The sequence below is a fragment of the Halorubrum tebenquichense DSM 14210 genome, assembly GCF_000337415.1.
In the GTDB taxonomy this organism is placed as follows: Archaea; Halobacteriota; Halobacteria; order Halobacteriales; family Haloferacaceae; genus Halorubrum; species Halorubrum tebenquichense.
The window spans coordinates 17,181-44,168 of sequence record NZ_AOJD01000064.1 but is presented as its reverse complement, the minus strand read 5'-3'; the positions used below and the strand labels follow the sequence as shown (position 1 = coordinate 44,168).

General features: G+C 65.0%; 30 protein-coding genes. 3 read left to right on the top strand and 27 right to left on the bottom strand.

The window, feature by feature from the left end; all coding sequences use genetic code 11:
• Positions 1-43: 43 nt before the first annotated feature.
• From C472_RS12355 to C472_RS12345, 3 genes are all read right to left on the bottom strand, one after another.
• The gene (locus tag C472_RS12355) at positions 44-4,357 is read right to left on the bottom strand and encodes a fibronectin type III domain-containing protein (protein ID WP_082238258.1); all 4,314 of its coding nucleotides are present in this window, start codon (positions 4,355-4,357) and stop codon (positions 44-46) included.
• Entirely contained in the window at positions 4,357-5,334 is a 978-nt protein-coding gene (locus C472_RS12350; protein ID WP_241432979.1) for a hypothetical protein, read from the bottom strand. Before C472_RS12350 ends, C472_RS12355 begins: the two co-directional genes overlap by 1 nt.
• A gap of 236 nt (positions 5,335-5,570) precedes the next feature.
• Positions 5,571-7,787, bottom strand: coding sequence for a phage tail tape measure protein (locus C472_RS12345; protein ID WP_049906605.1), 2,217 nt, complete (start codon positions 7,785-7,787; stop codon positions 5,571-5,573).
• Between the two features lie 44 nt (positions 7,788-7,831).
• On the opposite strand from C472_RS12345, the gene C472_RS12340 reads away from it, so the two are divergent.
• Positions 7,832-8,038 (top strand): hypothetical protein, encoded by a 207-nt coding sequence (locus tag C472_RS12340; RefSeq protein WP_006630172.1) that lies wholly within the window; start codon positions 7,832-7,834, stop codon positions 8,036-8,038.
• Between the two features lie 726 nt (positions 8,039-8,764).
• Here C472_RS12340 and C472_RS18140 read toward each other — a convergent pair.
• Together C472_RS18140 and C472_RS12330 are read right to left on the bottom strand one after the other, a co-directional pair.
• A complete protein-coding gene (locus C472_RS18140) occupies positions 8,765-8,956 on the bottom strand; it encodes an HNH endonuclease (RefSeq protein ID WP_206536580.1) in 192 nt (63 codons plus the stop codon).
• Between the two features lie 637 nt (positions 8,957-9,593).
• Positions 9,594-9,821, bottom strand: a complete 228-nt coding sequence (locus tag C472_RS12330; RefSeq protein WP_241432977.1) for a hypothetical protein — start codon at positions 9,819-9,821, stop codon at positions 9,594-9,596.
• A 182-nt stretch (positions 9,822-10,003) separates the two neighbouring features.
• Between C472_RS12330 and C472_RS17300 the strand changes: the two genes are divergently transcribed.
• Both C472_RS17300 and C472_RS12325 read left to right on the top strand, forming a co-directional pair.
• Complete coding sequence (locus tag C472_RS17300) at positions 10,004-10,156, top strand: hypothetical protein (protein ID WP_161612634.1); 153 nt, start codon at positions 10,004-10,006, stop codon at positions 10,154-10,156.
• 109 nt (positions 10,157-10,265) lie between these two features.
• Entirely contained in the window at positions 10,266-10,613 is a 348-nt protein-coding gene (locus C472_RS12325) for a hypothetical protein (RefSeq protein WP_006630169.1), read from the top strand.
• Between the two features lie 172 nt (positions 10,614-10,785).
• On the opposite strand, the gene C472_RS12320 is transcribed toward C472_RS12325, so the two are convergent.
• The 22 genes from C472_RS12320 to C472_RS12220 all read right to left on the bottom strand — a co-directional run bounded on the left by C472_RS12320 (position 10,786) and on the right by C472_RS12220 (position 26,835).
• On the bottom strand, positions 10,786-11,406 hold the full coding sequence (locus C472_RS12320; protein ID WP_006630168.1) for a hypothetical protein: 621 nt from the start codon (positions 11,404-11,406) through the stop codon (positions 10,786-10,788).
• 2 nt (positions 11,407-11,408) lie between these two features.
• Positions 11,409-11,906, bottom strand: a complete 498-nt coding sequence (locus C472_RS12315; protein WP_006630167.1) for a hypothetical protein — start codon at positions 11,904-11,906, stop codon at positions 11,409-11,411.
• A 31-nt stretch (positions 11,907-11,937) separates the two neighbouring features.
• Entirely contained in the window at positions 11,938-12,453 is a 516-nt protein-coding gene (locus C472_RS12310; RefSeq protein ID WP_006630166.1) for a hypothetical protein, read from the bottom strand.
• Positions 12,450-12,836 carry an HK97 gp10 family phage protein gene (locus C472_RS12305; protein WP_006630165.1) on the bottom strand — a complete coding sequence of 129 codons (387 nt, stop codon included), beginning with the start codon at positions 12,834-12,836 and terminating at the stop codon, positions 12,450-12,452. The genes C472_RS12310 and C472_RS12305 overlap by 4 nt, the downstream gene beginning before the upstream one ends.
• Positions 12,836-13,264 (bottom strand): hypothetical protein, encoded by a 429-nt coding sequence (locus C472_RS12300; protein ID WP_006630164.1) that lies wholly within the window; start codon positions 13,262-13,264, stop codon positions 12,836-12,838. The genes C472_RS12305 and C472_RS12300 overlap by 1 nt, the downstream gene beginning before the upstream one ends.
• A gap of 3 nt (positions 13,265-13,267) precedes the next feature.
• Positions 13,268-13,573, bottom strand: coding sequence for a hypothetical protein (locus C472_RS12295; protein WP_006630163.1), 306 nt, complete (start codon positions 13,571-13,573; stop codon positions 13,268-13,270).
• Positions 13,574-13,575: 2 nt separating this feature from the next.
• Entirely contained in the window at positions 13,576-13,986 is a 411-nt protein-coding gene (locus C472_RS12290) for a hypothetical protein (RefSeq protein WP_006630162.1), read from the bottom strand.
• A 3-nt stretch (positions 13,987-13,989) separates the two neighbouring features.
• Positions 13,990-14,355, bottom strand: coding sequence for a hypothetical protein (locus C472_RS12285; RefSeq protein ID WP_006630161.1), 366 nt, complete (start codon positions 14,353-14,355; stop codon positions 13,990-13,992).
• A 5-nt stretch (positions 14,356-14,360) separates the two neighbouring features.
• On the bottom strand, positions 14,361-15,527 hold the full coding sequence (locus C472_RS12280; RefSeq protein ID WP_006630160.1) for a hypothetical protein: 1,167 nt from the start codon (positions 15,525-15,527) through the stop codon (positions 14,361-14,363).
• A 2-nt stretch (positions 15,528-15,529) separates the two neighbouring features.
• On the bottom strand, positions 15,530-16,015 hold the full coding sequence (locus tag C472_RS12275) for a hypothetical protein (protein ID WP_006630159.1): 486 nt from the start codon (positions 16,013-16,015) through the stop codon (positions 15,530-15,532).
• 3 nt (positions 16,016-16,018) lie between these two features.
• Positions 16,019-17,545 (bottom strand): hypothetical protein, encoded by a 1,527-nt coding sequence (locus tag C472_RS12270; protein ID WP_006630158.1) that lies wholly within the window; start codon positions 17,543-17,545, stop codon positions 16,019-16,021.
• A 252-nt stretch (positions 17,546-17,797) separates the two neighbouring features.
• Positions 17,798-18,655: a hypothetical protein gene (locus C472_RS12265; RefSeq protein ID WP_006630157.1), complete on the bottom strand. Its 858-nt coding sequence runs from the start codon at positions 18,653-18,655 to the stop codon at positions 17,798-17,800.
• Complete coding sequence (locus C472_RS12260; protein WP_006630156.1) at positions 18,648-20,225, bottom strand: anti-CBASS protein Acb1 family protein; 1,578 nt, start codon at positions 20,223-20,225, stop codon at positions 18,648-18,650. Before C472_RS12260 ends, C472_RS12265 begins: the two co-directional genes overlap by 8 nt.
• Positions 20,226-20,230: 5 nt before the next feature.
• Positions 20,231-21,568: a terminase large subunit domain-containing protein gene (locus tag C472_RS12255; RefSeq protein ID WP_006630155.1), complete on the bottom strand. Its 1,338-nt coding sequence runs from the start codon at positions 21,566-21,568 to the stop codon at positions 20,231-20,233.
• Positions 21,552-22,265 carry a hypothetical protein gene (locus tag C472_RS12250; RefSeq protein WP_006630154.1) on the bottom strand — a complete coding sequence of 238 codons (714 nt, stop codon included), beginning with the start codon at positions 22,263-22,265 and terminating at the stop codon, positions 21,552-21,554. Before C472_RS12250 ends, C472_RS12255 begins: the two co-directional genes overlap by 17 nt.
• Before the next feature lie 120 nt (positions 22,266-22,385).
• Positions 22,386-22,679 (bottom strand): hypothetical protein, encoded by a 294-nt coding sequence (locus C472_RS12245; RefSeq protein WP_006630153.1) that lies wholly within the window; start codon positions 22,677-22,679, stop codon positions 22,386-22,388.
• Positions 22,680-22,995: 316 nt separating this feature from the next.
• Entirely contained in the window at positions 22,996-23,172 is a 177-nt protein-coding gene (locus tag C472_RS17570; RefSeq protein ID WP_006630152.1) for a hypothetical protein, read from the bottom strand.
• Complete coding sequence (locus tag C472_RS12240) at positions 23,169-23,588, bottom strand: hypothetical protein (RefSeq protein ID WP_006630151.1); 420 nt, start codon at positions 23,586-23,588, stop codon at positions 23,169-23,171. The genes C472_RS17570 and C472_RS12240 overlap by 4 nt, the downstream gene beginning before the upstream one ends.
• A gap of 203 nt (positions 23,589-23,791) precedes the next feature.
• The gene (locus C472_RS12235) at positions 23,792-24,049 is read right to left on the bottom strand and encodes a hypothetical protein (protein ID WP_006630150.1); all 258 of its coding nucleotides are present in this window, start codon (positions 24,047-24,049) and stop codon (positions 23,792-23,794) included.
• The gene (locus C472_RS17380) at positions 24,042-24,263 is read right to left on the bottom strand and encodes a hypothetical protein (RefSeq protein ID WP_006630149.1); all 222 of its coding nucleotides are present in this window, start codon (positions 24,261-24,263) and stop codon (positions 24,042-24,044) included. The genes C472_RS12235 and C472_RS17380 overlap by 8 nt, the downstream gene beginning before the upstream one ends.
• Positions 24,260-24,712 (bottom strand): hypothetical protein, encoded by a 453-nt coding sequence (locus C472_RS12225; RefSeq protein ID WP_049906597.1) that lies wholly within the window; start codon positions 24,710-24,712, stop codon positions 24,260-24,262. The genes C472_RS17380 and C472_RS12225 overlap by 4 nt, the downstream gene beginning before the upstream one ends.
• A gap of 2 nt (positions 24,713-24,714) precedes the next feature.
• Positions 24,715-26,835 carry a minichromosome maintenance protein MCM gene (locus C472_RS12220; RefSeq protein WP_241432976.1) on the bottom strand — a complete coding sequence of 707 codons (2,121 nt, stop codon included), beginning with the start codon at positions 26,833-26,835 and terminating at the stop codon, positions 24,715-24,717.
• Between the last annotated feature and the right edge of the window lie 153 nt (positions 26,836-26,988).

The window sequence follows — 26,988 nt, the reverse complement described above, 5'->3', positions numbered from 1 at the left end:
GCGCGCCCGGCGGGCGGTCATCGGTCTCCAAGTCCGCGGATAGCTACAGCCGCTTTGCGACCGCCTTCACCCGCCGCCGGATGTCGTCGATCGCCTCGCCACCTGAGAGCCGCGACCCGGTCCGCACCTCCTGCTTGCGCTCGTCGGCTTCGATCCCGCGGACGATCTCCGCATCGACCGGCGCGTCGACGTCAAGCGCCCCGACCAGTCCGATGTCAGCCGTCCGGTCGAGGGTGATCGTCGCCGAGCGCTGCGGCTCGGACAGCTCTTTCACTAGCGTCTGGGCCGCCTGGTTGGCGAGGTTCTGGGTCGTCGCCGACCCGATCGTCTCCCGGATCGTGTCGCCCGACCCGTCCGCACTCGGCAGCTCGTAGTAACCGACGAGTCGCGTCTCGTAGTCCATCACCACCGTCTCGCCGTCGTCGATCGCGCCGCCCTCGGTTGCCGTGATCGTCCCGTCAACCGACCGGATCTCGTAGTCCTCGCCCGCCACGTAGACAGTATCGTCCGACGTACTCGCGACGCGCTCCGTCCCAGGCTGGAGGTACCCGTCGCCGACGCCGACGTACGCACCGACGTCAAGCGTCACCTCTTGGTCGCGCACGCGTCGCGAGCGGCCGTACACGTAGGCCGCCTCGACGATGGTCTCGCTGTCGACTTCGGTCTGGTAGTCGAGGACGGCCGCCGACGTCGACGCCTCCCGCTGGCCGGGTTGCGTCCACTCGATCGAGATCCCGCCGTCGCCGCCGTTCGCGTCGGGGTCCCACCGCAGCTCGAAGATCGAGTAGTGCGTGTCGGCGAGCGTCTGAAGCACTTCGAGGACGGTCCCCGTGTGCGAGGCGTTCTGCTCGAACGGCGTGTCGTCGAGCGTGGCGTACAGATCGAGACTCGACAGCTCTTGAGACGCGCCGCCCGTCCGCGGGTGTGTAGACTGGTCGCCATCGCGACGCGAGAGCGTCACCCGGCCACGGATGCGGGTTGAGTCGCCGTCCGCGAACGCGCCGCTCACCGAGTCGGTGTTGGACGCGCTCACCCACGTCGTGCCGCCGTCATTCGAGACCGCGAGTGCCTGCGCCCCGCCGGTCGCGTTCATCTCGACATCGAGCCGCCCGGCGACCACCTGCTCGATGGCAGAGCGCTCGACTGTTTCGAGCGCGAGGCTCTCGGGGTAGATCTGCGGCCCCTCGATGATCCCGTCGTCGTTGATCGCGTCCTCGCCGTTGCCGAGCTGGTAGTTGAGGTCGGCGTCGTACCGCTCGTCGCTGACGACAAATCCGTCGATGAGCCACCGGGCGTCCGAGTCCGCTGATTCTTCTGCCACCTCAACTCTGAAGTCAGTCGAGCCGCCCTGCCCGACGTCCTCGTCGGGGTTCGAGGCGTCAAAGCTACTGAAACTTCTCCACCCGGCCTCAGCATCCGGCCCCGTGCCGGGTATGTCCACGGGGTACGTGTTCACCTCGTCACCGTTGAGTTTGAACGAGAGACCGGGGTTCGATCCCTCTGTGGGGACCGATCGGCTCCGGACGCGAATATCGAGGTCCGCAATAGTCACCGAGTAGTCCGGGTCGAACGACCACTCAATGTAGTCGCCGACCGACTGGAGACTGTACGTCTCGTTATCCATGTATTTCCCGACGCTGTCCTCTGGTGCTTCGCCGAGAAACGCGTTCTTATCAGTCGCGTTCTTCGCAGACTCCATCCACGCTACTTGCGCGAGACGCGTGTGCCCGTCAGTGTCGACAACCACCGGGAGGTTGTTGCCGAACTGCTCGTCGATGTCAGTGAACGCGTCAAGGAACCCGATTATATTGTTCCCGGTGAGGAAGCGGGCGTCGTCCCGGAGGTTGTTGTTCGGGTCGTCGACGGTCTTCGCGTACTCGGGCACCTCGTCGTCGAGGATCTCCCGGACGAGAGTATCGACATCGATCACTGGGCCAACGTCGCGCACCATGTCGCGATCGAGCTTGATCCCGCCGCGCCCGTGGAGGACGATCCGGTCGGGCTTGCGAACGGGTTTCTCGAAGCGTTCGATCGGGAGGCGGTCACCGTCTTTCCAGACGCGCATCGGCGCGCGTTGGAGGTCATCGTCGAGCCAGCGGTCGGCCTCGGGCACGGCCACCTCGACGCGTGGGACGTCGTTGAGCGACCGCTTCGGTGTCGAGCCTTCGAGGACGGTCGGGCGGAGTGTGTCGCCATCAGGCGTGTCGATCTCGACGTGCCAGCCCGACGCCGGGACGCGTGTTCGGGAGAAGCCAATAGCAGGCGTCCTAACTGTTCTGGTGTCGGAGTCTGCCTCTGCGTACTCTGTGTAGGCCCGGATGCGGTAACGGTACTGAGTGTCCGGCTGAGCCGTGTCGTCGGTGTAAGTTTCGACGTTCGGCCCGAGATTACCGATCACCCGCTCGCTGTCCCAATCGCCCCGAGCGGTGTTGTACTGCTCTCGGACGACGAGCTGGCCGTCCTCGTTGTCGGCGTTTTCGTTCCACGTGAGACCCACCGACGTATCAGTGACCGAATCGACGTTCAGATCCGCTGCCCCGGGGAACCTAGTGACGATCAACGAGCGCGTCCACGCCCCGGTGGCGTCCGCCGTCTCGCCACGAAGCCGGACCTCGTACTCCTCGCCGTCCAGCAGCCCGCTAAAGATCGCATCGCCGCCGCCGTCGTGGGGAACCACCGTCTCGTCGAAGCCGGCGGCACCATTGTCCCACGAGGACTCGCCGCTGCGACGTATTTGCGCTCGACGGTCGCCGTTGTTCAGGCTGCCGGGGAAGTTGACGCGAACCTCGTCGAGGACACCGTTGTCGAGGCCCGGAGCGAGCGTTGGAACCGTCGTCGTAACGGAGATGATGCCGCTCGCCGACTCTGCGTGGTCGGTCACCGCCACCACGCGGACGCCGTACGGCTGGCCGTTCAGCAGACCGGTCGCGGCACCCGTCTCTGCGTCGGACGGGGCGCTCCCCGCTTGAGAGAACGAACCCGAGTTATCTTTTCGCGCCTCGATCTGGTACTCGGTCTCGTTGTTCGAGTTATCGTTCCATAGGAGATCGACGCCGGTGTCACCGATTGCGTCCACGGTCACGCCGTCCGGGGTAGGGAGCGCCGTGACGGGTGTTGTCTGCGTGGACTTTGACCCCGCGTCGGGGGTCGACCGTGTCACGGTGAACGTGTATTCTTCGCCGTCCAACAGCCCTGTCGCCGTGTGTGAGACCGATCCGTCGCTGTTCGATGAATCGACCTGCGATCCTTCGAAGTCTAGTTCGACCGACCCCCCGGGGTTGTCGTCGTCCGGGGACGCGGTGACCGCTATTTCTCGGGGCGTGACCGTGTCTACAGTATCAAACGACGGCGCTGGGAGGTCCGTGGTGGCGGACGCTTCGTTCGACACCCCGTCGCTCTCAGTTCCCTGTGTGACCGACGCGACGGCGTAGTAATACGTCTTCCCGTCGAGCGTGCCGTAGTCGTTGAAGCCCGTCGACGAGGGCGTCCCGACCCTCGTTGACGACTTCGAGACGCCGGGGGTGTCGTCGCGGTACACGTAGTATTCGTTCTCCGCGCCGGCCACCGACCAGTCCAACGATACGTATCCGTTTTGGCCGGACGCCGATAGATCGCTCGGGGCTGGAGCGGCTTCGGGCGTTGCGTCCGTTATTTCTGCCGTCGGTTCCGACCTCGACGACGTACCGTAACTGGCGTTTTCTGTCGCGCGACTGCTCGGCGTCGCAACTCCGCCATCGGTTCCATCCGTTCCGTCCCCGGCGGAAACTGTCTTAGCAACGCCGTCTGCGTCTGCGTCGCCTCCATCCCCACCGTCTCCGCCCGGGGCGACGCCGCTAAAACTACCACTATCGCCGTTTTCGCCTTCGTCGCCCGTGCCGGATGTCTCGCCGTTAATCCCTCTACTCCCGGATGCTGCTCCTCCGCCGCCTCCACCGCCAGCGGACGCCCTCCAAGTGATGTCTTCATTGGCTGCTGCGCCGCCTCCACCTCCACCGCCACCTCCGCCTGCGCCCAAAAGGCCAGTCCCGTTGCCGTCTTCAATGTAAATGACATTTCCCCCGTCGCCGCCGTCGCCGCCATATACACCAATGTCGTTATCTGTTCCTCCGTCCCCGCCGTCACCGTGGGAGAATTGATAGGCGTTAACCTCAATCTGGGTTAGGCCGTCGACATCAAGAGTCGCGTCTAAGACCGCCCCATCCCCGCCGTCACCGCCATATCCCGTCTCTTCAAGGTCAGTATTTCCAGTGCTACCGTTCCCGCCGTCTTCACCCGCTTGGGCAGTCAGTAGGACGTTTACCTCGACGTAATCCGATACGTCGATGGTGTCGCCATCGCCGTATGTACCTTCGACCATTATTCACGCACCTCCTCACGCGCCACAAGACCCTGCTCAACGCCACTATCCGCAACACTCGTTGAGGCGATCGGCTCTAACAGACTGACAAGGTCCACCGGGATCGCGTCCGATACATCGGTCCGCCACACCTCCACCACCTCCCCCCCACGCTCCAGCTCGATGTCGACGACGTACACCTCGCCCTCGTCGACGCCGGCGACGGCCTCGAACTGCACCTGCGCGGCGACCTGCGCCGGCCCGATGTGCGTGAGGTCGACGTCGGCCGGCTGCCAGTCCGTGTCCAGGTCGGCGTCGTACTCCGGGAGCGCGATCGTGGTCCACGCGCCGTCGCCGCCGGCCGCGCTCGGGTCGTACGTCTCGGCTTTGAGGGCGGCCGTCTCGTCGGCGTTGGTCGGCTCGTCGATCGTCAGGCGGAGCAGCCCGTTCTCGATGACGAGCTCGCCCTCGCCGAACTCGTGAGCCGTGTCGAACACGCGCGCCCAGCTGACGACGTCGTCCGCGTCGAGGATCGAGTCGTGCCCGTAGGTGTCCCAGACGCCGACGTCGACGTCGCCCTGGAGGTCGTACTCCAGATCGTAGAGGTAGACCGGATCGTCGACGGTCTCGCTCGACGCGTCGAACAGATCGATAGCGCCGTGTTCGGCCTCGACCGTCGCGATGGGCGTCGGGCGCTCGCGAACAGTTGGTTCGGACGTTGAGTCGACGAGCCGGACCCGTCGGGCCGCGGCAGGGAGGCCGACGATCGCGTCGGTGTCGTTGCCGAACTCGTGACCCGGCTCGGGTTGGGAGACGGAGGTCTCGACACCCACGACGTGCGTCTTTCGCGAGCCGGCACGCTCCAGCCCGAACCGTACCCCCTCGGTCACATCGCTCGCGGCCGGGTCATCGAGGCGCGGCTCGGCGAGTGCCGGATTCCGACGCGTCGATCCGGCCACGTAGTAGCCGTCGATACCGACGTGTGTACTCCCGCTCACGGGCAGCACACCGAACACGGGATTGTTTCCGAGCTCTTCGAGGGCTGCCGCTCGGCGTGTCGCCCGGCGATCGCCATCGAGCCGAACGTCGATGTCGAACGAGAGCGTCCCGACGCCGGTTGATTCGACGAGCGTCGGGCCATTCAGTACAGCTGCGCTCGTTGTTTCGTGCCCGCCCGTCCGCGGGCTGATCTCAACAGTCTGGTCTGGAAGGTGTTGTCCGTAGATATCCATGGTCACGGCCGCCCGCCGCCGGCGTCGGCGATCTGGGCGTCGGCGATGTCTTCGATGAACTGTTCGAGGCCGCGCTGGTCAGTTTCGAGTCGCGTCTCCAGCCGAAGTCCGTCGAGGACATCCCGGAGTGCGGTCTTCAGCTCGTCAGGCGTCATGCCCCCGGATCCAGCTACTCCAGTAGGACCGTCACCGCTGGAGAGCAGGTCCACCGACGGCGTCGAGCTGCTCGCTCCCGAGCCGCTTTCGTACCGGCGCATGAGCAGCTGGAACTCCGATTCTGAGACACCGAGGTTCTCGGCGGACCCTCCGTGGTCCTCTACGACAGCGTTGTAGAGATCCTCGTTGATCTCGGTCGGTGCGTCCTCGATCTCGTCCGGGTCGGAGACGTATCCGTCGACGCCGTCTTCGAGCGCCTGCCGGATCTCGGGCGTCATCTCGCCTTTGATCGCCTCACTCGTGTCGGCGCCGACACCCGCAAGCATCATGGCCGCGGAGTCTGGTTGGGCACTCGCCTCGAAGGAGTCAGAATACGTTTCACCGGCTGCTGCACCTTCCTCTTCAACCGCAGTCTCGTCCACGTCGACGTCATCGTCGCCGAAGTTGATCCCTGGGAGCGACTGGATCCGGTCGATAAGCCACCCGATCTTCGATCCAATGAAGTCGAAGACGTTGTCGACGATGTCTCTCACTCCGAACAGATTCTCACGGTAGGCGAGATAGAGCTGGCCGACCGGTCCGAGAAGAGCGAGCATCCACGCCGGCGCCGACGTGAACCAGTTTTTGACGCGCTGGAACGCTGCCTCTGTGGTGTCGCGGATTCCGTGTATATTATTGTTCCACGCGTATCGGAGGCCTGCCCCGATAGCGATGAGGCCGGCGATAGCTGCAATGACCACACCAACAGGACCGAGCAGTGCTGTCCACATCGTACCGAACGCCCCTGCGGCACCTGTTGCGGCCCCGCTTAAAGTCGCAATTCCGCCCGATACAGCAGGCGCGACCACACCGATCGTTCCAAGCCCAGCGATTACCGGGCCGATCGCGGCTGCGATCCCAAGTAAACTCACAACAATTCGCTTTTGTGAGTCGTCGAGTCCACGGAACCGATCCGTGGCTTTGCTAACCACTCCGGTCGCAGTTGTAACAGCCGGGAGTAACACCGATCCAAATTCGATCCCGAGGTCGGCGACGTTATCTCGGAGGATCCCGAGTTGGGCGTTGAGCCCGCCGCGTTGTTCCTCTGCGAGGTCGCCGGAGGCGCCCTCCATCTCTTTGATCTTGCCTGTATTTTTGTCGAGGGCGGCCCCTCCTTCTGAGAGGAGCGCAGCCATCGCCGGCCCAGCCTCTTGTCCGAATAACTTCGTCGCCTCGCTAGCTTCCACACCTGCTTCTTCCATATTCGTAAGAATCTGCGAGAACGAGAGTAGGTCCCCCTCGCCGTCGCGGACGGCGACTCCCATCGATTCGAGATCTTGAGAGGCTGTACTTGACGAATCTGACAGTTGCGACAGTACGTTTCGGAGCGCCGTGCCACTCTTTTCCGCGCTGATCCCCTGATCGCCCAACATCCCGATCGCCGTCGCCGTCTCTTCGATCGACAGTCCGAGGCTGGATGCTACTGGTGCGACCTGACTCATCGCCGACGACATGTCAGAAACAGTCTGATTGTGGTTCTTTGTGACGCCTGCCAGCGTGTCTGTGACCTCGGAGAGTTCGCTCGCCTCGTACCCGAAGGCGCTCGCTGCGTTGGTGGCGATGTCTGCCGCATCAGCCATGGAAAGGGCGTCACCAGCCGCCTCTGAGAACTCCGCAACTGTCGGCATCGCTTCCATCGACTCGGCAGCATCCATCCCTGATGAAGAGAGATAATACAGCGCGTCTGCGGCCTGTGTCGCGCTCACCTGCGTCTCGCGGGCGACTTCGCGGGCGGTGTCGCGGAGGTCTTCTTCCATGGACTGGGAGACGGAATCCATTACTGACATCGATCGATCCATCGATTTTTCGAACGAACCGGCTTGCCGAAGTGCCATCCCACCGAGCGCGGCTAATGGCGCGGTGATACCGGCAGTCATCGCTGCTCCTGCTCTTTGCATCGATTTCCCGGTTGACTGAGCCCGGCCAGCGAGAGTGTCTAGCTCCTGATCAGCGGTACTGACGGCCTCTTCAACACCGCTCGCGTCAGCCGTGATTATGCCTCTGAGTGTGTCTGCTATTGCCATTGTGTTGTCACTAAGTTTATTTCACTGCTGATCGACTATCCTGTATGAGCGACTTCGATCCGGAAGAGATGGGGGCCGTGATGACTACAATAGTCGGGCTGATTGCTGGCTTTGCATTCTTGTTCTTCGGCTTCCTCGCGAGCCTCGTCTTCTGGCCGGCCGGGGCGCTCGTGATGGCTCTCGGAGGGTTGTTCCTATTGGCCGCGCCTCTCGTTGGAATCGGTGTTTGGTACGATCAGCGCGGCGAGTAGACACGCCCACGCCGTGCGGTTCCCAATTTGCTGGTGGGTTTCACTTCCACCGCACCCCCGAGATGCTTATGGGTCAGTATCCGGTAGCGTTTGTCAGCGGTGAATAAAAACCGCACTCAAGCCATGGTTAGCTTGCTTGAAGTACCAGCTCCGACTGCGGGTGTAATAGCCTCTTTCGGTGCTCTGGTCTATGGGCTTCCACTCTGGGCACTGGCATACGCCACCCTAGCTCTGGGAGCATATGCCTACGTTAACGCGTAGGGACGTAGTGGCTAATAGGCACTACGAGTCTACCGCCCTCTGTGGCAATTTCTTGTTGTCCGCAGAAAGCGAGAGCCCATGGTTAGCTTGTTCCCAGCCCCATGTATCCGCTTTTCAGCGCAGTATTGTAGCCAATACCGCGCAACCGGATACACGACTTAGGTGGTCTATGGTGACTCCCGCTTGGTGGCGTTGTGGGTGTAGGGTCCGATGGGTGGGGTGGACTCCTACACCTGTAGTACAGGTGGCGTGATAAATAAATCCGGCGGTTATAGTAAACACCGGATAGAGGCCCTAAGAACCGTTATTATTGGGAGCTTCATTTTCACTTAGGCTATTATGATTACGTCATCGCCCTCCCCCTCGGCCACCCAGACCCCTTTACCCGCGGCCGGCTACGTCGTCGGTGTGAGCATCAGACACCCTGCCCATTTTCCTCGCCACAGCGGGTCATCGGCGTCGTCGTCAGTCGGCCGTCGATCGGGTGTCAGGGCGGAGTGGGATCCCCTCCCACTTCCCGAGATGGCAGGATCGGCAGAGAGTGACGAGATTCTCAAGCCGGTTCGCTTTTTGATAAGAATCGAACGCCCCGAATCGCGTGATATGGTGGACATGGAGATCCTCACCCCATTCATCGTGATGTTCGCCGTTCGACATCCGACAAGACTGGCACTCATAACCGTCACGTTCTCTCACCTTCCGGCGTTGCTCGTCCCAGTTGGGTCCGTAGTATCGGTCATGACCCCCTTGCCAGTTCGCGCTGTTCTCACCTGTCTTGTTCTCCGATAACCACTCTCCGTGGCAGTGAATATCGCAGAAGTGCCGCCGGCCGTCGAGTCGGGATAGTGGTTTGAACACACTCGCCCCACACCATTCGCAGTCAACGGCGACAGTGTTGTAGCGGGGCGAGTCCGGGCCAGAGCGGTTTTTGGATCGCCACGCTCCGAAACAGCTAGGATCGCAAAAGGCTCGCGCAGACCGTTCTGCCTGCCATGGAGGACGGCCGAGACTCGCACCACAGTGCGCACAAGTGGTGTGAACACGCCCAGCCCAATTGGGGTGATCCTCGCCAGTTCTAGATTCGAGCCACTCGGCGCGACACTCTTGAGAACAGAACCGTCGGTCACTATCGCGCCCGCGATTCCGCCGATCCACGAACGTCTCACCACAAGAGTGGCACACCTCCTCGCTTGCGACAAGGCTCTCTCCATGTGCTTTGGCGTGGTGGATATTCAGCCCCTTCTCGCTGCCGAAACTGCGGTCGCAGGATGGGCACCCGTGGGTGCTATCGCCTTCAGTCGCCGCCATCGCACACCACCTCGCGGAGTTCGTCGATCAGATCGCCGTGAGCTTCGAGCGCGTCGAGATCGTCGTCAAGCTGATCGAAGCGCTTTCGGACACGACTGATGGTCTGGTATCGGTAGCTGTCGGAGACATCGGCGTCGCCGGCGACGATCTCGCGTTCCCGTTCGGTCAAGAGTGCACGGCGGTCGGCCATGCTCTCAGTTGAGGTTGCGGCCATACAATATCTTGTGTACTCCACTTGCTAAAGTGTTGCGTTTATACTATATACGTTCGCACTATAGTAGCAACCTATAAGTGGTTGCGTCTATAATGTATAGTTGAGAACGCCGCGGCTCGCCGATGTAGGATCGGCCGGTGCTAGTACACCGACCTTGGGGTTCTCGGGGTAACGAGATTCCCATGTCGACTCAGACACCCGCCCGACTTGAAGACTCGGGCAACGACGGCAGTAGTATCGACGGCGACACGACGGCGACCGAGCCGAACCCGCTCGGCGACGCGATCGCCGAGGCCGCCCCGTACGCGAACAACCGCTTTCACAACGGCCGATGAGTAGCGTCGGCCCACAACTCCGCGAGTGCATGGTGTGTGGTGCGGTTGGCCTCCCAGAGCGGATCGACGCCCACGACTGCGAGGCGTTCCGCGAGCAGCGAGGTGGCGCATGACGACGTTCAAGGCGACGCCCGAGCAGATCCTCAACGGCGAGTCGCTCACCTACGGCGGCTCGTGTACGCTCACCTGCTCGGCGACCGGTGAGACGCTGCGGGAAGGTTATGAGGTCGTGGTTCATGTCGATCGGCACCAAAGCATCGATGCGTGGGGTATCGTCGGCGTCTATGGCGTCGACGCCCGTAACGTCGAACTCCACGGAAAGCGCGATCATGATGAGATCCTTGCCCGTGGCCGGCTCGCGGTCGCCTCCGACTGTGCGACCCAAGAGGCCGCGCTCATCTTCCGAGTCATCGACATCCTGAACACTCGGCACGTCGGCGACTCGCGCGACAAGTAACCGCTCTGCGACCATTTTTCGGGTGGGGCCTACAGCCCAGCTGAGGTGTGTCTCCGCTCGTCGATCGTCTGGCCGGGGTTCTCACGACGGTCCTGGAGGCGGGCGAGCCAGAACTCCTGCTCCCAGCTGGGCATCGCGTAGAACTCCCGCGGGCCGATGTCCCAGAGGACTTTCAGCTCGTCGAGTCGCCGGCCCCAACCATGTTCTGCAACACGTCGCGCCTCGCTTCCAGCTTTTCCCGATCCCCTTCGCTGAAAAAATCCTCGAACAGCTCACGGACGGTGTCCTCGCTCTGGAAGATCGTCTTCCAGATGTCGGGGTCGCGGAACGAGTCGTCGACGGCGAAACACGAGAGCGCCTTCCGGATCGTCTCGGTTCCCTCCATGGCGTCGCCGTGGAGCTGTTCGAGGTCCTCGGCGGAGACGCCCTCGTCGCCGGCGCTGCCGATGACCTGAAGCGCCTGTCGCTGCGCCTCCTCGAACGCCGTGATGTGTTCGCTCCCGCGCTTGAGGCGGTCGGCGAGCTCAGGTCGATTCTCTGCGATCGCCGAGAGGTCCGCATCCGTGGCGTCGACGGGTCGGTAGAACTCGATCTCCGTCCCGTGGCGCTCGATCGCGACCGTGTCGAGGACGCGCTGCTCGAACAGCTCGGCGGCGGCACCGTACACCTCGACCGCCTCTTTGCGCTGCTCGCGTTTCGTCTCCTCGCGCTTGTCGACGAACTCTTTCGCCTCCTCGGCGTTGTCGAAGCGATCGAAGTGGTCCGTCGAGCCGCGGGGTTTTGCTCCGGACATGGTCACTGCGTCGTGAACTCGTGTTTGATCTTGCCCATCACGCGCATCGTGATGGTGGCGTTCGCGGGATCACCGCTCGCGAACGATTCCTCGGTCTCTTCGATCCGGGTGCGGGCAGCTTCACGCTGGATGACCTCTTCGCCGTCAGCGTCTTCGCGCTCCTTGAACACGTAGATGCGGACAGCGTCGTGGACTTCGTTGAAGATCCGCTCTTTCGTGTCGGCGTCGACGACACCGGCCTCTTCGAGGTCGCTCTCGGCGTCGTGATCGAGCGGCACCTCGATCGTGTAGTCGACGTGTTCAGTGCCGGACTCTCGGTGGCGGGAGGCGTTCGGCTCGGACTCCCACTGGTTGGTGTTCGGCGAGATGGAGATCTCGCCAGCCGTTCGCGTGAGGAACGTCTCGGTTTCTTCTGCGGTTCCGGGATCCTGAACGACAGAGATGTCGGTCCAGGCCCCGGAGAGCGTTTCAGTTGCGTCGTAGTTGTCTGGTGCGGCCATGATTGGTTGTAAATCGCGTATAGTTAGCGGGCTATGCTCGCGGGCCGTCGTCGCCGACAACGCGGCGGGTGACTCTCCACCGCGCCGGAAGCGACCACTGGCCACCGTCGTCGGCTTCGATCATCTCGGAGCCGCCGACGCTGCCGTTCGGTTCCAAGTACGGGACGCCGAACGCGATATTCGCGCGGGCACCGACACGGCTCAACAGGTTGTCCATGTAGGACTCCGACAGGCCGAGCTCGGGTGTCCGATCGACAGCCTGTCGCCACCCGAGCCGGGCAACGACGGTCGCCTGAACGAGGAACGTCGCACTCGTCGACGAGGACGTCGACGAGCCGTCACCGGCGCGCATCAACCCGATGGCGACACCCACCGGAAAGTCGGTGTCTTGGATCGTCTGCTGGCTGTAGACCTGCGCCGACGGGTCATCCGGACCGTCGACACCGTCGAGGTTCGCGGTGTCGAGCGCGTCGAGCAGCGGTTGGTAGCTCCGGAGATCCGCGAGGATCGCGTTCCGGAGTTGTCCGCTCCCGACGTTTCGTGTCATGTGACCTCCTTGACCGCGTTGTTCCACGCCTCCGTTCCCTGCTTTTCGAGGGCGTCGCGATGCTCCTCGATAGCGGGCGCGACGTGTGGCTTCCCGGTTTCAAGGAATTCTTGGAAGGGGGCGTACTCGACATCCGACTCGACGATCCCCTCGATGACAAGTCCGAACGCGGACTCCATCGCCTCACGGACCTCAGTCTCGTAGGACTCGCGGAGCTGGCCAGTGTCGACGTTGACGAGGCGCTGAACCGTCTGGAGGACGTCCTCCATCAGGCGGTCGATCGCATCTTCGAGCTCGTTAGCGAGCGCGTCGAGGAACTCGCCCAGCGTCTCCTGCATCACGGGCGGGTCGGAGCCGCGCTTCCACTCGAAGTCGGCGTCCATCAGCTGTCCTCCGGGTCAATCTTCTCAACCTCGATGACGACGTGACTCGGTCGCTCCGGTCCCTCGTAGTGGACGTCGACGTCGGTCACGGCGAACGTTCCGGCGATCCCGGCGATCGTGAGTCGCCAGTCGTCGCCCTCGTCGACGGCGACCTCGTACTCGTGATCGGCGGGCTCGTCGTCGGCCGAGGTGTCGACCATCTCGCCGGCGGAGCGTGCCGGAAGGAACACTCGCGGCGTCGAGTAGACGCGGCCGCCCTGGTCCTCGCGGACGTACCCCTGTCCAGCCGGCTCAAACCGACCGGGGACGCCGTCGACGACGGCGACCCATTCTTTGACCGGGATCGTGCCACCAGCTCCGTCGTCGATGGTCTCGCCGGTCTCCTCGTAGTGCTCGACCGTGACGAGGTGCGTGAGCGTGCCGCGCATGGGTCAGTCCTCGGCCTCGCTGTCGTCTGTGTCGATGGCGTACGCGTCGACGATCGCCTGGGCCTCGCTGTTCCCGTTGACCTCGTCGACGTCGCCGGCAGCGGCCAGCTGCTGGAGCGCCTGGTACTGCATCGTCCCGAGCTCGTCACGAGGGAGGCGGCCGTCCTCGTCGAGGCGCTTCAGGTGGCGACCGAGGCCGTCGACAGCGCCGGCCGGCGGGTCGATCCAGAGCTCGCCCGCATCGCGAAGCTCGCCGCCACCGTAGCGACACGTCCGGGTCACGCGGTAGATGGCTGGTCGGTCCGCCATGGTCAGTGCCCTCCGGACGTGTCCGGCACGGCGATCGACGCCGTCGGCTTCGCAGCGTTCGCGAGCGTTCCGGACTCATCCATCGAGATCGCCTTCTGGCCGAGCGTCGTCGACCGGAGTGCCTCACCGAAGTCACCAGCGTAGGTTTTCGACTCGCGGTCCGTGCTCTCTCGTGTGGTCTGCCGGAGGTCGTCGATCCCCGATGAGAGGATGTTGTGACCAGCGAGATAGCGCTCGATAAGCGCCAGCCGGTCGTCGGACTGGCCCGTATCAGCGAGGTCCTCGGTGACGACCAGGGCAGCCGGGTCGAGGCCGACCGTCTCGATCTGGCCGTCCGACAGTTGGGCGGTCGGGAAGTCCGTCCGCTCCAGCTCGGCCCGGACGTCGTCGACGCTGCTCCGGTAGTCGGTCATGGCCTACCCCTCCAGCTCCGCGATACGGTCTTCGAGGGCGTCCGTGGCCGTCTCCCGGTTCTTGCCCGCTTCCTCGGCGTCCTTGATCGCGCCGAGAAGCTCGACGTCGTCGACATCGGCGATCCGGTCTCCAAGCTCGTCGACGGTCAGTTCCGACGGGTCCGGGTCGACCACGACCTCGTCGCCGGCGTCGTCAGCGTTGCTCTGGTCGTCGCTCGACTCGTCGGGATCCTCAACGCGAGTGAGCGAGTTCGGGTGCTGCTCCAGCACCTTGGGCGCGACGTCGAGTTCGTCGCCGCGCGTGTAGTGCTCGCGCTCGTGGCGGTAGTCGCCTCGGTCGACGCGAACACGGATGGTGTCGTCGCTCATGGCGTTCAGGCGTCGATCCCCGTCATTCTGGCAATTCCCGAGATGCCGTCCGGCTGCTGGCGGACGAACGGCGTCCGGCTGGAGAGGAGCCGCGCGTTGAGCGCGGCCCCGCCGTCGGACTCCCAAGTGGTGTTCGTGACGCCCTGCGCGTTGACGATCTGGAAGTACCGCGGGTCGTTCAGCAGCAGGATCAGCGAGTCGCTGTCCAGCCGCGGCGCGGGGACGACGTTCAGGTAGTCGTACTTCCGGTCGATCCGCTCGGCGACCGGTTCGTCGGTCGCGGACGTCTCGTAGTCCTCGCGGTCGTACTCGCCCCACATCGCACGCGGGACGAGCACCCAGCCACCGATCTCCGAGACCAGCGGGACGTCGTCCTCGTCGACGACGTCGGTCTGGTCCTCCACCGTGTCGTGGAGCTCCTTGAAGTCCTCCAGAATGTTGTTCGGGTCGGCGATCCACCCGCCAGAGCCGGACGCCTGAAGGATGGGCTCGGCGTCGCTGTCGAGCCCGGTCACGGAGACGAGCCCGCGCTGCGTCTCGATGTCGCCGCCCCAGCCGTCCCAGAGCATGTTCGCTTCCGAGCGGTTGAGCGCGCGGCGTGCTTCGGTCCCGACGGAGTCATCGAAGTCCTCGCCGAACGCCTGCGCGTTCTGGTACTCCCGAGCGTCGATCTGGTACTCGACCTGATGGAGCGGGAGCGGGACGCCGTCGAGCCCGAAGCCGGGCATCTGCTGTTCGGACTGGGTCCGTATGTTCATCCCCGTCTCGGCTTCGAGCCGGGTGTTGCTCATCGGGTTGAAGTAGGCGTACCGCGACAGCGACGAGGAGACGCCGAACCCGGCCGCGATGAGCTGGTCGACGATCGTGGACTCGACGAACTGGCTGTCGAGCACCATGTCGGTGATCTGCTCCCACGAGTCGACGACGAGCGTCGAGTCCGCGGTCAGCTCCTGAAGCGTGCTGGTGTCGTCGGTCGACGCGACGCCGGTCGCCTCGTCGAGCTGTCCCCACATCTCCGGGTCGAACGCAGACTTCGCGCGCAGCTGCGCGAGCGCCTGCTCCCGGACGTCGGGTCGCGGGTTGAAGAGGGCAGCCTGGGCGGTCAGCGGGATGTTCGACTCGAACTCCTTGGGCCCTGAAACAGAGGGGCCCGAAACGTTGTGCGTACTCATGTTCAGTAGAACTCCACGACCAGAAGGTCGTCTGCGTCAGTCCGCTCGATCAGCTCGATGCCACGGCCGACCGGACTCGTCGGGTCCGTGCCGGCACCGTCGATGTCGTCAGTGATCAGGCCGTTCGCGTCCCAGCCGACCTCGGCATCGGTCGGATCCGCGGTCGCGTTCGGCGAGACACGGAGTCGGGCGCGGTCGTAGCGGTGGAATCCGACCGTCTCAGCGTTGTCGCCAGCGTTGTAGGACTGGTCGAGTGCGCTCTCGCCCGTGTCCGTCACGGTCATCCCGCCGCGGGGCGTGTTCCGCTGTTCGCGAACGACGCGCTTGGTGTCCTCGTCGGCGGTGGCCTGTCGGATCTGCCAGTTTCCGTCGGCGTCCTTGTAGGCGACCGCACCCGTCCCGGGGTCGAGCCCCGAGTCAGCCGCGCCTTCGAGGTAGCTGTTCTCGTTGTGCGTCTGCGCCAGCACGCTCTGGTGTTCGTCGATCATCGGTTAGTCCTCCTTCACCCCAGTCCCGTACTCGTCGACGGGGCTGTCTCCACCCGCGGTCAGCGTCCCGGCCGCGCCGGCGTTGCCCGGTAGGTTCGCCGCCGCCTCGCCGCGAACGCGCTTGAACTCCTTGTCGATGAGCGTGTCTGCCGACGCCATGAGGTCCTCGCGGTCCTCCTCGTCGTAGTCATCGCTCTTCGCGACGATCTGGTCGACCTTCTGCTCTTTCTCGGCCTGAGCGCCGGCCTCGTTGACCAGCTGGTCGGCGTCGTCCTCGGTGACGAAGCCCTGCTCTCGCAGCGCGTCGCCGAGCTCGTCGGCCGCCTCGTCGGGCGTCATCTCGCCCAGCGTCTTGTTGTCGTCCCCGTCGACGTCGCCGCCGTCAGGGTCGCTCGGTCCGTCGTTCGTGCCGCCGTCGGTGTCTCCCATTTGAGTGTCAGTGTCCGCGCCGCTGCCGGATTCCGCCGGCTCGTCACCGTCCGCTGCGCCTGCCGTCGCCTGCCCACCGTCGACGTCCATCACGCCCTCGGGCGCGGCTGCGACGAACGCGGAGTCGAGGTAGTAGCCGCCGTCGCTCCGAGGGATGGGCTCGGAAACCTCGCCGTCCGCGTGGTACCGCAAGAGTGCGAACAGCGTCTGGTCCTCCTCGACCGGCTCGTCGAGGCTGATCCGCGGCTCGGACGGGTACTCGCCGGGATCATATGGCTCGCTCATCCCGAGCTCGGGCCCGAGGCCGTCGCCGACGTCGGCGTACTCCTCACCCGGCGCGTGAATGCTGATCAGCCACGGCGCGTCGTCGAAGCTCGCGTCCGCGATCCCGACCGACTCGCCATCGCTCGTCTGGTCGGGGAAGAAGACGCCACCGCGCCGGTCCTGCGAGTCGGCGATGCCAACACGCTCAGCCAGCCGGCGGATGAGCGACCGGGTGTCGTCATCCTCGTCGACGTCGGCGGCGGTCAGTTCCGAGCTGATGTCCGCCGTCTCCGTCCAGGCCGCGAGCGCCTGATTGGGCCCCCACTGAGCGGTGTTGCTCGGCGAGTCACCCTTCGAGACGACCGAGAGGTCGCCGAACGTGATGTCGACGGCCTTCAGGTCGGCCTCCGGGCCATCGTACGGCTCAGTGTCGAAGAACGGATGGACGGACACCTCGTAACTCCCTGCCTGAACGCCAGAGGCGACCGTCTCGTCGTGCGTGCTGGCCTCGTAGCCGACACCCTCGCGTTCGTCGACCCAGCCGGCCTTCGATACCTTCCCGATCGACTCGTCGACGTCCGGCGGGTACTTCGGCCGCCCGTGGTCGTCCTCAGGGTGGTCCTTCGTGAGCGGTTCGCCAGCCTGCGACTCGGCGGCGGCCTTCAGCTCCTCCGCGGTGAAGAGGACGCGCTCGCCCTGCCGGTTGTGGAGGATGTCGCCGGCGGCGACGGCGATCCCGCCGAAGCGCCACGGCGGGCCGTCCTCGTCGCCGTCTGCGGCTGCGGTGAGGCGGCACGATCGCGCCGACACCCGCAGGTCTTGGTTGTGGTTGTTCATGTCATGTTGAAGAAGTCAGTCGCCCAGATCCTCGCCCCTCACGCACTCGCGTGGATTCGAACGGGGGTCATCGGCCGGATTGACAGAAAGCCTATGTCAGACGGTTATTGAGTTGAGGGTATGGCAGAAATCGAATGTCCGAACTGCGGGGGGCTCGAATGGAGTTCAGTGGAAGACGCCGGAGATCGATTCCTAGCGACGTGTTGGGGTTGTGGACTGACCCACAAGTTTTGGAAGCACCTTTAATTGACATCAGGACACCTCCTGGACGTCGGTCACCACGAACTGGCACCGGCAGTGTCCGTGGACCGGGATCGGGTCCTCCTGCTGGGCCCGCTCCAGTGTCCAGGACTGGCCGGAGAGCGCGAGGCAGCGCTCGCAGACGCGGTCGTCGCCGGCGTCCTCGTAGGAGACGTCGACGTCGAGTTCGACATCGCCCCGAACGCGGTCGTAGGCAGTGAGCTTCGTCGTCGAGTACTGGTTGACGACCCGGCCGCTCGCCGTCGACGTGACCTGCGACTTGTACACCTGCGCCCGCTCGGAGATATCAGCCATCAGCCGCGACTTCGAGACCTCGCCGCCGACGCCGGCCGTCACGAGCGACCGCGTGTCGGTCGCGTAGTCGTCCATCCACGACTCGACGCGCTGCCGGGTGTCCTCCTGCTGGAGGTCGATCTGCTCTTGGACAGCGTCCTGCTGGATGACGTCGTCGACGGGGTCGGGGTCGGCGTCGAACGACCGGAGCTCGCCGTTGGCGGTGCGGATGGCCTGCCGACTCGCCCGCTCGAACCAGTCGCGGACCTTCCGCGCCTCGATCGGGTCGAGGACCTCCGTCTGGATCGCCTGCTGGATCCAGTCGTCGAACCGCCGGGCCGTCTCCGCAGCCGAGAGGTCCGCCCACCGGCCGCCGACACCGTCGCCGAGACCGAGCGCATCCTCCTCGACGAGCAGCTGGCGGACGTCCGCGTTGAGCGTCCCGACACGTCCCCGGAGGTACCGAGCGAGCGAGCGCTGGATCGACGTCGTACTCGTGGGGTCGACCCGGCCCGGCTCGTCGAGCGCGTACTCCGCGGCCGTCAGCTGGTGAGCGTGGTCGTGGGTGCTACTCATCGTCCACCTCCTCACCGCCGTCGGCGACGGCTTGGTCGCCTGCGTCGTACTCCGCGGTCATCTCCTCGACGTCGCGAGCGCCGTCGGCCGCGGCGGACGCCTCTTCAAGGGCGGCAGCATCGTCGGGGACCTCGTCGAACTCGCTCGGAAGGACGCCGTCCTCGATGTAGTCGCCCTGTTGCTGGCGGGTGAGCATCGCCTCGGGCATCCCGCCGGTCCACTCGTTGAGTGCCTGCGCCCGGGTGTGCTGGATGTCGGCCTGATCCTTCTGGCTCAGCTCGTGGAGCGGCGTCCACTCCACCGAGTACGAGTCTGGTCCGTTCGACGGTGCCGAGAGGATGTCGTACTCGATGAGCCGGCCGAGCAGCGCCCGGACGATCGTCGGCGTCACGAACTCCCGGCGGCGCTCGCCAATCTTCCCGTACCACTCCTTGAGGTCCTGCGTGGTCGAGCGCTCGCCCGTCTCGTTGCCCTTCAGGACGCTTTGGGGGATCCCCGTCTGCGCAGAGATCGCCTCGACGTTCGGGTCGATCACCGGGCCGGGGTCGATATCCTCGCCGCCGAGGCTCTGGACGTCGTCGGCACCGTGTGTCCGGAGGACGTTCTCAAGGCCAGACTGCCACCGGGCGAGGTGCTCCCGCATCTGCTCGCCGTTGTCCTCGATGTCGAAATCCGGGGAGATGTTGATGTTGATCCCCCACGCTGACGCCCGATACGCCAGCGTGCCAGCACTCCCCAGCGTCTTCTCGATGTCGACGAGGTTGTTGTACACCGGCTGCTGGCGCGGGATGCCGCGGATCTCGTCGTCGAGCAGCTGGTCCGAGTGGATGTGGATGACCCGCGAGTGATGGATCCACATCGTGTCCGGACCCTCCTGCTCGATCCCGAACTCCTCATCGTTCTCGTCGCCGAGGTCGATCTGGTACTTGACCGGCTGGCCCCAGCGGCCGGACCCCGGACCCCCGAGCTTGACGTCCTCGACAGACTCACGCGAGTAGGGGCGGAGTCCCTGAAGCTGCTGCGGGTTGTCGACCTCGGTATCGAAGCCCTTGCCTTCCTCGCCGTCGCCGACCGCCCCCTGGTCGACGTCGTCGAACTCCAGCACGAGGATCCCGAACGTCCCGATGCCGGCGAGCATGTCCGCCCGGGCGGCGTAGCTCCACAGGTCGTGTTCGCGGACGAGATCCTCGACGTCCTCTTCGAAGGAGGTCTGGGCGTCGTCGCTCTCGGTGTCGTCGACGACCCGTGGTGGGTCGCGCCACGACGTCATCGGCGGGAGGAACGTCACCGCGAACGCGTACGGGTTCCGCAGCGCCATCGCGTAGAAGTCGGTCGCCGTCGGGTTCGGGTCCCAGTCGAAGACGTCGTAGTAGTCGTTGATCCCCTCGGCGTCGATGTTCTCGCCCAGCTGGTTCTGGAGGACCTGCCGCATCGCCATGTCGACCTGCGCCGCGGCGAAAAGCTCGTCCTCTCTGGCCTGCGCCTCTGTGTGGGCGTCGCCCGTCGCCTCAGTGGCGCGATCGCCCTCGACGCCGGCGTCGGTACTCTCGATGTCGTCTGTGTCACTCATGTGGATCACCAGGTCCCCGAACCGCTGTTGCCGTCGTCCTCCTCGACGTACCGGTCGCCCATGATGGCGTACCGGAGCGCGTCGAGCCCGTGGTCTGTCGCCCGGCTCGTTCCGACGTCCTCCTCCTTGTAGCTCTGGAACTCCTTGATCAGCTCCGTACAATCTTCGAGGACGAGGAGTCCCGGACGGCCGTCGACGTCGGTGTCGAGGACGCTCCGAACCTCGTCGATACCTTCATCGAGGTCCTTTGTCGCAGCATGGGCGTCGTAGCCGGCGTCACGGAACTTGTGGATGTGCTCGGGCTCGTGATCGGAGTAGAGCTCGCCTGCCGGCTTCTCCTCCCGGAGCATCCACCCAGAGCCGTCACTCGGGTCGATGAGGTTCTCGACGGGCTGCTGGCTCTCGTAGTATAAGTCGAGGACGACGTACTGGCCCGCCGGCGTCTTGCCGATCTCAAGCAGGACACGGGGGTCTTTGAACCCGTAGTCGTACCCGTAGAGCCGCCAGTTGCTTCGGAGGTCGACATCCTCTCGCTCTCGAACGTGCGTCGGACGAGAAAACCCCGAGTAGACGAGTCCCTCGGCAGCCGCGAAGCCTCCGGCGAGCCCCTGATCCTCTTTGGCTGTCCCCTCGAACTGGCGGACCAGCTTCTCCTTCTCCGGGAGAAACGGGTTGTTCCGCGAGTCAGCGACGACGTTGATCAGGCGAGTCGGGAGGTCGTCACCGTCCGGCGTCTCCTGGAGCTCGACGAACTCGTGGTACTGGTTGTAGCCGTTCCCGGTCGACGTCCAGAGGGTGACGTTCGGCCCGTCGCGAGTGCGCTGCCGCGAGAGCAGCATCCGGTTGAGGTCGAAGATGTTGGTGTGTTCGTAGTGGGCGACCTCGTCGCACCAGATGGCGTTGAACTCCCCGCCGGCGTACCGATTCCAGACGTCGGCACTCCCGAGTCGGACTACGGAGCCGTTGAACCACGTGATCCGACGTTCGTTGCGGTTGTACTCGGCGACGAACGGCGAGTTCTCGGGGTCGCCACCCTCATCAGGGACGGTGTTGTCGCCCGGGAGCTCTTCGAAGAAGACCTTGTACGTCGTCGGACCGCCCTTCTTGGAGTCGGGGGCGATGATCAGGTTGTCGGAGCCGGCGACTTCCGTCGCCTTCTCCATGATCCACCGCGAGCCGAGGATCGTCTTCCCGGAGCCGTACCCGCCGCGGAAGTTGACGACGTCGTACTCGCCCGACTCCAGCGCCGCGATCGCGTCCAGCTGGGCGTCCCAGAACCCCCAGTCGAGATCGAGGGTGCCGCCCGTCGTGTCGACCGCGACGCCCTCACTCGTTATCGACATCGGTGTCCTCCTCTGTAACGCGGTGGTGAGTGATCGAGACGTCGAACTCACCGCTGTGTTCGAGGTCGCCCTCCAGCTCGATCTTCTCGGAGTACACGCCGAGGACGTCGCCCTTCGCCTGAAGGTGCTGCGACTGCTCTTGGCGCGCCATCGCCTGCTGTTTGAGGTCGTCGACGTCACGTTCGAGGCCGACCATCTCCGTCGTGTACGTCGGCGACCCGTCGATCGCTCGGATTGGGTAGCGCTCCCCGGGCCGCACCTGCGTTCGCTGCTCGTCGTCAAACCGGATCACGACGTCGCGCTCCTCGGCCCACTCGGGGCGGTCAGGGTCGCCGGGCTCGACGATCTCCCACGCCGGCCACGACAGCGGGCTCTCCCGGTCTGCAGGGACGGTGTCGGTCTTCGGCACCGTGCGGTGGATGGGCTCGTCGTCGGTCGCCTTGGCCTCGCTCTCGCGAGCTCGCTTGAACATCCGCTCTTCCCGCTCAGCGATCTGGAGGCGGACGTCGGCGTGTTCCGCCTCGATCTGCTCGATGACCGCCTCCTTCGGCTCCTCGTTGAGGTACTTCCGGACCGTCGACGCCGCGTACGAGCCGATGCCCTCCTCCTCGAAGCGCTCCCGTATCTGGTCGACATCGAGGTTGTCGAGATAGTGCCACTTCAGAGCGAGCGTGACACGTCGGTCGCGGGTGGACATGAGTGTGAGAGCGTTCTACAGCGTTCGAGGCGGGTTTATACTTTAAGTGGGGGCGAGCGCAGACGGCGTCGACGGCGAGAGTGACATCGAGCGTGTGTCACAGCATCGGACAGATCAGGGTCACCCCGTCGAACTCTCCTCGCCCTGGGCGACGATCACCTCGACGGCTTCGACGCCGACGACGACCGCGGCGATGACGAGCAGCGCGACACCGGGATCAGCGCCGAGCCACATCGCGTAGCCGGCGAGCATGACGGCGACAAGGTCGGTCGTTGCTCGGAGGACTTTCCAGAGCTTCACGGAGATCCCCCAGCGGTGCTGTAGTCGGGCGTCGAGGGCGGCGTTGTACCGGCGGACGTCCTGCCGGAGCCCGCTGTACCCTCGACTCGGGTAGCTACGATCATCGGTTGCCATAATCAGACAGTTCGAAGGCGACGCCGGGGAATCGAACCCGGCACGGGAGAGGCCCGTCTCAGGCTTTGGTTTCGCCTGAGCCCATAGGGCCGTCCGTGACCACACCAGTGGCGTCGCAAGGTGGCCGGACTTGTCAGTTTGCTCGTGACAGTCGAAGACGAGAATGGAACGCACGATCGTCGGTCCTCACAGGAGGTGCCGGCCACTCGTGGTTCGGTACGCTCCCCTCAGGCGCTGACCTGACCACGTCGAAAAGCCGACAGTGATCACGCCCTCGGGGAAGGCCACCCGCGGGAGTCGAACCCGCGTCCGGGGCCTACCCCAGTGACTCGGCGTCTGATTCCGCGACCCGGTAGCGCCCACCGTCGACGTCGACGACCAGCAGTCCGTCGGGCCCGGAGATGTCGCCATCAGCGAGGTACTCCGCCACGTCGCCCTCGAGCTCGCGGCCGGCGAAGTCGAACGCCACGCGGCCGTACTGCGAGGCGCTCATCGCTGCGCCCTCCCGACGGCGATCTTCGTGGCGCGTTCGTAGATCTCCCGGTCGAGACCCACCAGTTCGGGCTTGGACTTGAGCGTCCGAACCGCCCGGCGGAGTGCTGGCCGGTCGACGGCAATGTCCTGCTCTTCGAGGCGATCGCCGATACACGACGCCCGACGCGTCGCCTGAAGCTTTGAGTCAGGGTCGGGGTCAGCACGCCCCCGACCGCCACACTCCTCGCAGAACGTTCGCGGGAGGTACACGCCGCCGCCGTTGACGTTGTCGTACCCCTGGATGCCCGACCCCGAGCGGTTGAGCTCGGAGACGGTGTTGCCCCAGTCGTCGACGGTGAGCTCGTGTTCAGTCCGGACCCGGGCAAAACACTCCGAGCAGACCTCGGGGTTGGTCCAGAGGTAGCGCTCGAACACACGACCAGGAACGACCTCGCGACGGCTGACGAACTCGTCGAGTGACTGTTGCGTAGTGGACATCGGAGAACGGGGAGAAGCGCACGGCTGTTGGACTGACCCTGTCATCGCCCTCGCGGGCTCGGGATCATGTGGCGATGCGTCGTCACCAGACCATTGCTTGGCCGAGGGCTTAAGTGGTCCATCGACCGCCATTTTGTCGGTCACCCGTCGACGTTCCACTCGGACGACGGTGGATCGGTGTGACGCGGCGAGCACGAGACGAGGTCCTCGTCGTGGAGCTGCCGAAGCGCGCGGAGGATCGACCGCTCGGGCCGGGCCGTTCGGTGGGTGAGCTGGCGCAGGGTTCGCGGGCCGTCGGCGGCGTAGAGCTCGAGGTAGACAAGTGAGGCCGTCGGCGGGAGGTCGGCCAGCTGCTCGCGGGTGCGACGGCCGAGGTCGCCGAGCGCGGCGTCAGTCATCGGCGTACTCCTCCAGTGTGGTCGGTACCCCTGTCTCGCCGTCGTAATCCTCGGGTGTGTCTCCATCTCGAAGCAGGGCGACGACCTCGTCGTAGTCGTCGGGCTGGCGGCCGACGATCGATTCGAATTCGTTCCGGTGCTTCCGCCCGTGCGAGGAGATCCCGGCCGGGCTTGTGGACGAGAAGTCACAGATCTGGCAGCCGTACGTCGTCATCGGCTCGCCTCCACGGTCGCACCGCGCTGTCGGCTCCACGGGACGGGCTCGCCATCCGCGTCCAGGAGGACCGCAACGGACTCGACGTCGCGCTCGGCGGCGGCCGACCGGCGCTCCGCGGGCGTCATCCCGGCCTGCGCGAGACCGTCACCGTGCTCTTCGAGGTGCGCCTTCCGCTCACGGATCGCTCGTTCGACGCGATCGCGAGGCTCCCGGCCTTCCTTGTTGGCGAGCGCCCGCTCGACGGCGAGCCAGAACCCGCACAGCTCGATCGTCTCCAGCCCGCGGATCCGTGCGAGCAGCAGCTCGCCCGTCGTGCCGTCGCCGTCGTCGACGGTGAGTTCCTCGATGAGGAACCGCGCTGGGTTCTCGCCGTACTCCTGGGCGGGCTCGGGGAACGGGTTCGGCGTCGCGACCGCCTGCTCGTTGTGTTGACCTGTGGCCGGCATGGTCACGCCCTCCCGAGCCACTTGAGCGTCCCATCAGTCGGCTCGTACAGCGACCCGATCTCCTCTTTGATCTTCCGAATCGTCTTCTCCGCGCGGCTCCGGTCGACGCCTTCGGCCTCCGCCTCGTCGAGGACGTCCTCGACGTCTGTCCCGTTGGTGTCGCCGTCGGCGCACTGCTCTTCGACGATGTCCTCGATGACGGTGATGCGGTCGCGTTGCGTCTTCGAGGTCCCAGACTCCCGCACGTCGGCGTCGAACTCGCCGTCCTCGTTCATCCCGAAGTCCCGCATCGACCGCATCGTCAGCGAGAGCGCCGTCTTGAAATGCCGCTCCTCGATGGTCTCGGAGAACTCTAGCTTCGCGGCCGCCTCGGCGAGCCGGAGTTGCGCCTCCAGGTCGCGCCACGTTGCCGGGACGGGCGCGTCCTCGTCCATGTGCTTCGTCTTGAAGTCCGAGAACTCGTCGGCGATTCGCTGTTCGAGCTCTTCGCTCGCGATGACGGGTGACGGCTGGTCGCTGGCGAGCGCGAGCCACTTCCGGAGGAGTTCACTGCGAACGGGCGGGTCGTACTTGTCCGTCTCCCCGGGTTCGATCGTCTCGGGAGCGACGTCGAGCCGCTTCTTGTGTTCGCGACGGCCGACGATGTCCCGAGCGACCTGTTTGACGGTGTCGACCTCATCCGTCTCGGTGACCGTGAAGCCGAGGTCGAACCGTGAGATGAGCGTCGAGCCGAGTTCGACCTGCTCGACCACCGGCTCGTACGGGTCGAAACGGCCGTACTTCGGGTTGGCTGCGGCGACGACGCCGACGCGCGTTTGGAGCGTCGCGTTGATTCCGGCCTTCGAGACGTTGATCTTCCCGTTCGCCATCGGCTCCAACATCGCCGACCGGACGTCCGGCGGCATGTCGTCGAGCTCGTCGATGCGGACGATTCCACCGTTCGCCTTCACGAACGCCCCTGCCTTGAGCGTCCACTCGCCGTCGGAGAAGTCATCGCGAACGGCCGAAGCGGTGATGCCGGCCTCGCGAGCGCCCTTCCCCGAGACGCCGACCGACCGCGGGGCGTTGGACTCGGCCTGATTGATCAGCGCGGACTTCCCCGTCGACGGGTCGCCCACGAGGAGCAGGCTGATCGAGCCGCGCTCGACGCTCCCGTCTTTCCCCTCGACCCAGTCGCCGCCGACCACGGACAACACGATCGCCCGCTTCATGTGGTCGTACTGTTCGCCGAACACGCCCGGCGCGATGGACTCGGCGGCGACCTCAAGCGGATCGCCCCGCTCGCCGTCGACGATCGCGTCAATCTCCTCACGCTCGTCGTGCGAGACCTCGACCGACGTCTGGTCCGACTCCTGAACTTCGATCGCGTGGCCGTTCAGGTACGGCTCGAACGTCGACTGCTTCTCGTTGCCGCTCGTCCGCTGTTCGAGGTGAAGCTTCCCAGTGATGGTGACGCGGTCGCCCGTCGTCACCTCGCCGGCGAGGTCGTCCTCGACGAAGATGTCGATCGTCTGTCCCTCGCCGCCGGCGACTTCTGGTGGCTCCGAGAGACGGATCTTCTGGGCGTCGATGAACTCCGACTGCTCGAAGTTGACCTGGAACGGCCCTTGCCGCTCACAGCCCTGACACTCGTGGGGCTCTTGGTAGCCGCGGTCCGTCTGCGGGATGTAGGTCATCGTCCCGCAGCGATTACACTCGAACGCGGTCTCCGTCACCTTGGGGTGGACGTCACTCGCCGCGACGATCTCGCCCTCGACGCCGATGTACGGCTGGTCGCGATGGACCTTGGTTGGGCTGAAGTGCCCCGGGTAGTGCGTGTGCTCGGTCGGTAGGCTCGACACGCGCACATGAGCGCGAGCGAGCGAAACGTCGGCCGGGAGGTCGTACTGCCGAAGCGCCTCCTCGAAGTACTCCCGCATCTGGTCCGGCTTCGCGAGGACGTCCTCGGCGAGGTCGTGGTCGAACTCGAACAGCTCGTCGTAGTCGATGACGAGTGACCGCTGGTCGTTCGGATAGCGCTGGGCGAGCATCCCGACCTCGTCGCGGTACCGCTCCCGGAGGAAGCGGATCAGCGTCTCGGTCAGCGTCTCGTTCTCCTTGCGTCGGTCGTGGGGGGTTGACATCGAGGTCGTGTTTTCCGCCGGAAAAAACGCCAGCGAGGCGTTCTCCGAGACCGCCGACGTCGGCCAAACGTCGGCCAAGACGACGGCCTTCCGGCTAACGGATAGTTGCGTACACTACTGCGGTTGCTGTGATCTACGCGGAGGACAACGGAG

Bases quoted from the DNA above. Each gene is read 5' to 3' on its own strand.
- C472_RS12305 (WP_006630165.1), bottom strand. From the start codon at position 12,836: ATGGACGCCGACTTCGAGTGGAAGCGCGGCTCCGACCCGCCCGTGATG.
- C472_RS12250 (WP_006630154.1), bottom strand. From the start codon at position 22,265: ATGTCCACCCGCGACCGACGTGTCACGCTCGCTCTGAAGTGGCACTAT.
- C472_RS12265 (WP_006630157.1), bottom strand. From the start codon at position 18,655: ATGAGTAGCACCCACGACCACGCTCACCAGCTGACGGCCGCGGAGTAC.
- C472_RS12295 (WP_006630163.1), bottom strand. From the start codon at position 13,573: ATGGCGGACCGACCAGCCATCTACCGCGTGACCCGGACGTGTCGCTAC.
- C472_RS12340 (WP_006630172.1), top strand. From the start codon at position 7,832: ATGAGCGACTTCGATCCGGAAGAGATGGGGGCCGTGATGACTACAATA.
- C472_RS12275 (WP_006630159.1), bottom strand. From the start codon at position 16,015: ATGATCGACGAACACCAGAGCGTGCTGGCGCAGACGCACAACGAGAAC.
- C472_RS12355 (WP_082238258.1), bottom strand. From the start codon at position 4,357: ATGGTCGAAGGTACATACGGCGATGGCGACACCATCGACGTATCGGAT.
- C472_RS12290 (WP_006630162.1), bottom strand. From the start codon at position 13,986: ATGACCGACTACCGGAGCAGCGTCGACGACGTCCGGGCCGAGCTGGAG.
- C472_RS12300 (WP_006630164.1), bottom strand. From the start codon at position 13,264: ATGCGCGGCACGCTCACGCACCTCGTCACGGTCGAGCACTACGAGGAG.
- C472_RS12260 (WP_006630156.1), bottom strand. From the start codon at position 20,225: ATGAGTGACACAGACGACATCGAGAGTACCGACGCCGGCGTCGAGGGC.
- C472_RS12320 (WP_006630168.1), bottom strand. From the start codon at position 11,406: ATGTCCGGAGCAAAACCCCGCGGCTCGACGGACCACTTCGATCGCTTC.
- C472_RS17380 (WP_006630149.1), bottom strand. From the start codon at position 24,263: ATGACGACGTACGGCTGCCAGATCTGTGACTTCTCGTCCACAAGCCCG.
- C472_RS12280 (WP_006630160.1), bottom strand. From the start codon at position 15,527: ATGAGTACGCACAACGTTTCGGGCCCCTCTGTTTCAGGGCCCAAGGAG.
- C472_RS17300 (WP_161612634.1), top strand. From the start codon at position 10,004: ATGTCGACTCAGACACCCGCCCGACTTGAAGACTCGGGCAACGACGGC.
- C472_RS18140 (WP_206536580.1), bottom strand. From the start codon at position 8,956: ATGTCGAACGGCGAACATCACGATGAATGGGGTGAGGATCTCCATGTC.
- C472_RS12315 (WP_006630167.1), bottom strand. From the start codon at position 11,906: ATGGCCGCACCAGACAACTACGACGCAACTGAAACGCTCTCCGGGGCC.
- C472_RS17570 (WP_006630152.1), bottom strand. From the start codon at position 23,172: ATGAGCGCCTCGCAGTACGGCCGCGTGGCGTTCGACTTCGCCGGCCGC.
- C472_RS12325 (WP_006630169.1), top strand. From the start codon at position 10,266: ATGACGACGTTCAAGGCGACGCCCGAGCAGATCCTCAACGGCGAGTCG.
- C472_RS12285 (WP_006630161.1), bottom strand. From the start codon at position 14,355: ATGAGCGACGACACCATCCGTGTTCGCGTCGACCGAGGCGACTACCGC.
- C472_RS12255 (WP_006630155.1), bottom strand. From the start codon at position 21,568: ATGTCGATAACGAGTGAGGGCGTCGCGGTCGACACGACGGGCGGCACC.
- C472_RS12310 (WP_006630166.1), bottom strand. From the start codon at position 12,453: ATGACACGAAACGTCGGGAGCGGACAACTCCGGAACGCGATCCTCGCG.
- C472_RS12235 (WP_006630150.1), bottom strand. From the start codon at position 24,049: ATGACTGACGCCGCGCTCGGCGACCTCGGCCGTCGCACCCGCGAGCAG.
- C472_RS12245 (WP_006630153.1), bottom strand. From the start codon at position 22,679: ATGGCAACCGATGATCGTAGCTACCCGAGTCGAGGGTACAGCGGGCTC.
- C472_RS12330 (WP_241432977.1), bottom strand. From the start codon at position 9,821: ATGGCCGCAACCTCAACTGAGAGCATGGCCGACCGCCGTGCACTCTTG.
- C472_RS12345 (WP_049906605.1), bottom strand. From the start codon at position 7,787: ATGGCAATAGCAGACACACTCAGAGGCATAATCACGGCTGACGCGAGC.
- C472_RS12220 (WP_241432976.1), bottom strand. From the start codon at position 26,835: ATGTCAACCCCCCACGACCGACGCAAGGAGAACGAGACGCTGACCGAG.
- C472_RS12270 (WP_006630158.1), bottom strand. From the start codon at position 17,545: ATGAACAACCACAACCAAGACCTGCGGGTGTCGGCGCGATCGTGCCGC.
- C472_RS12225 (WP_049906597.1), bottom strand. From the start codon at position 24,712: ATGCCGGCCACAGGTCAACACAACGAGCAGGCGGTCGCGACGCCGAAC.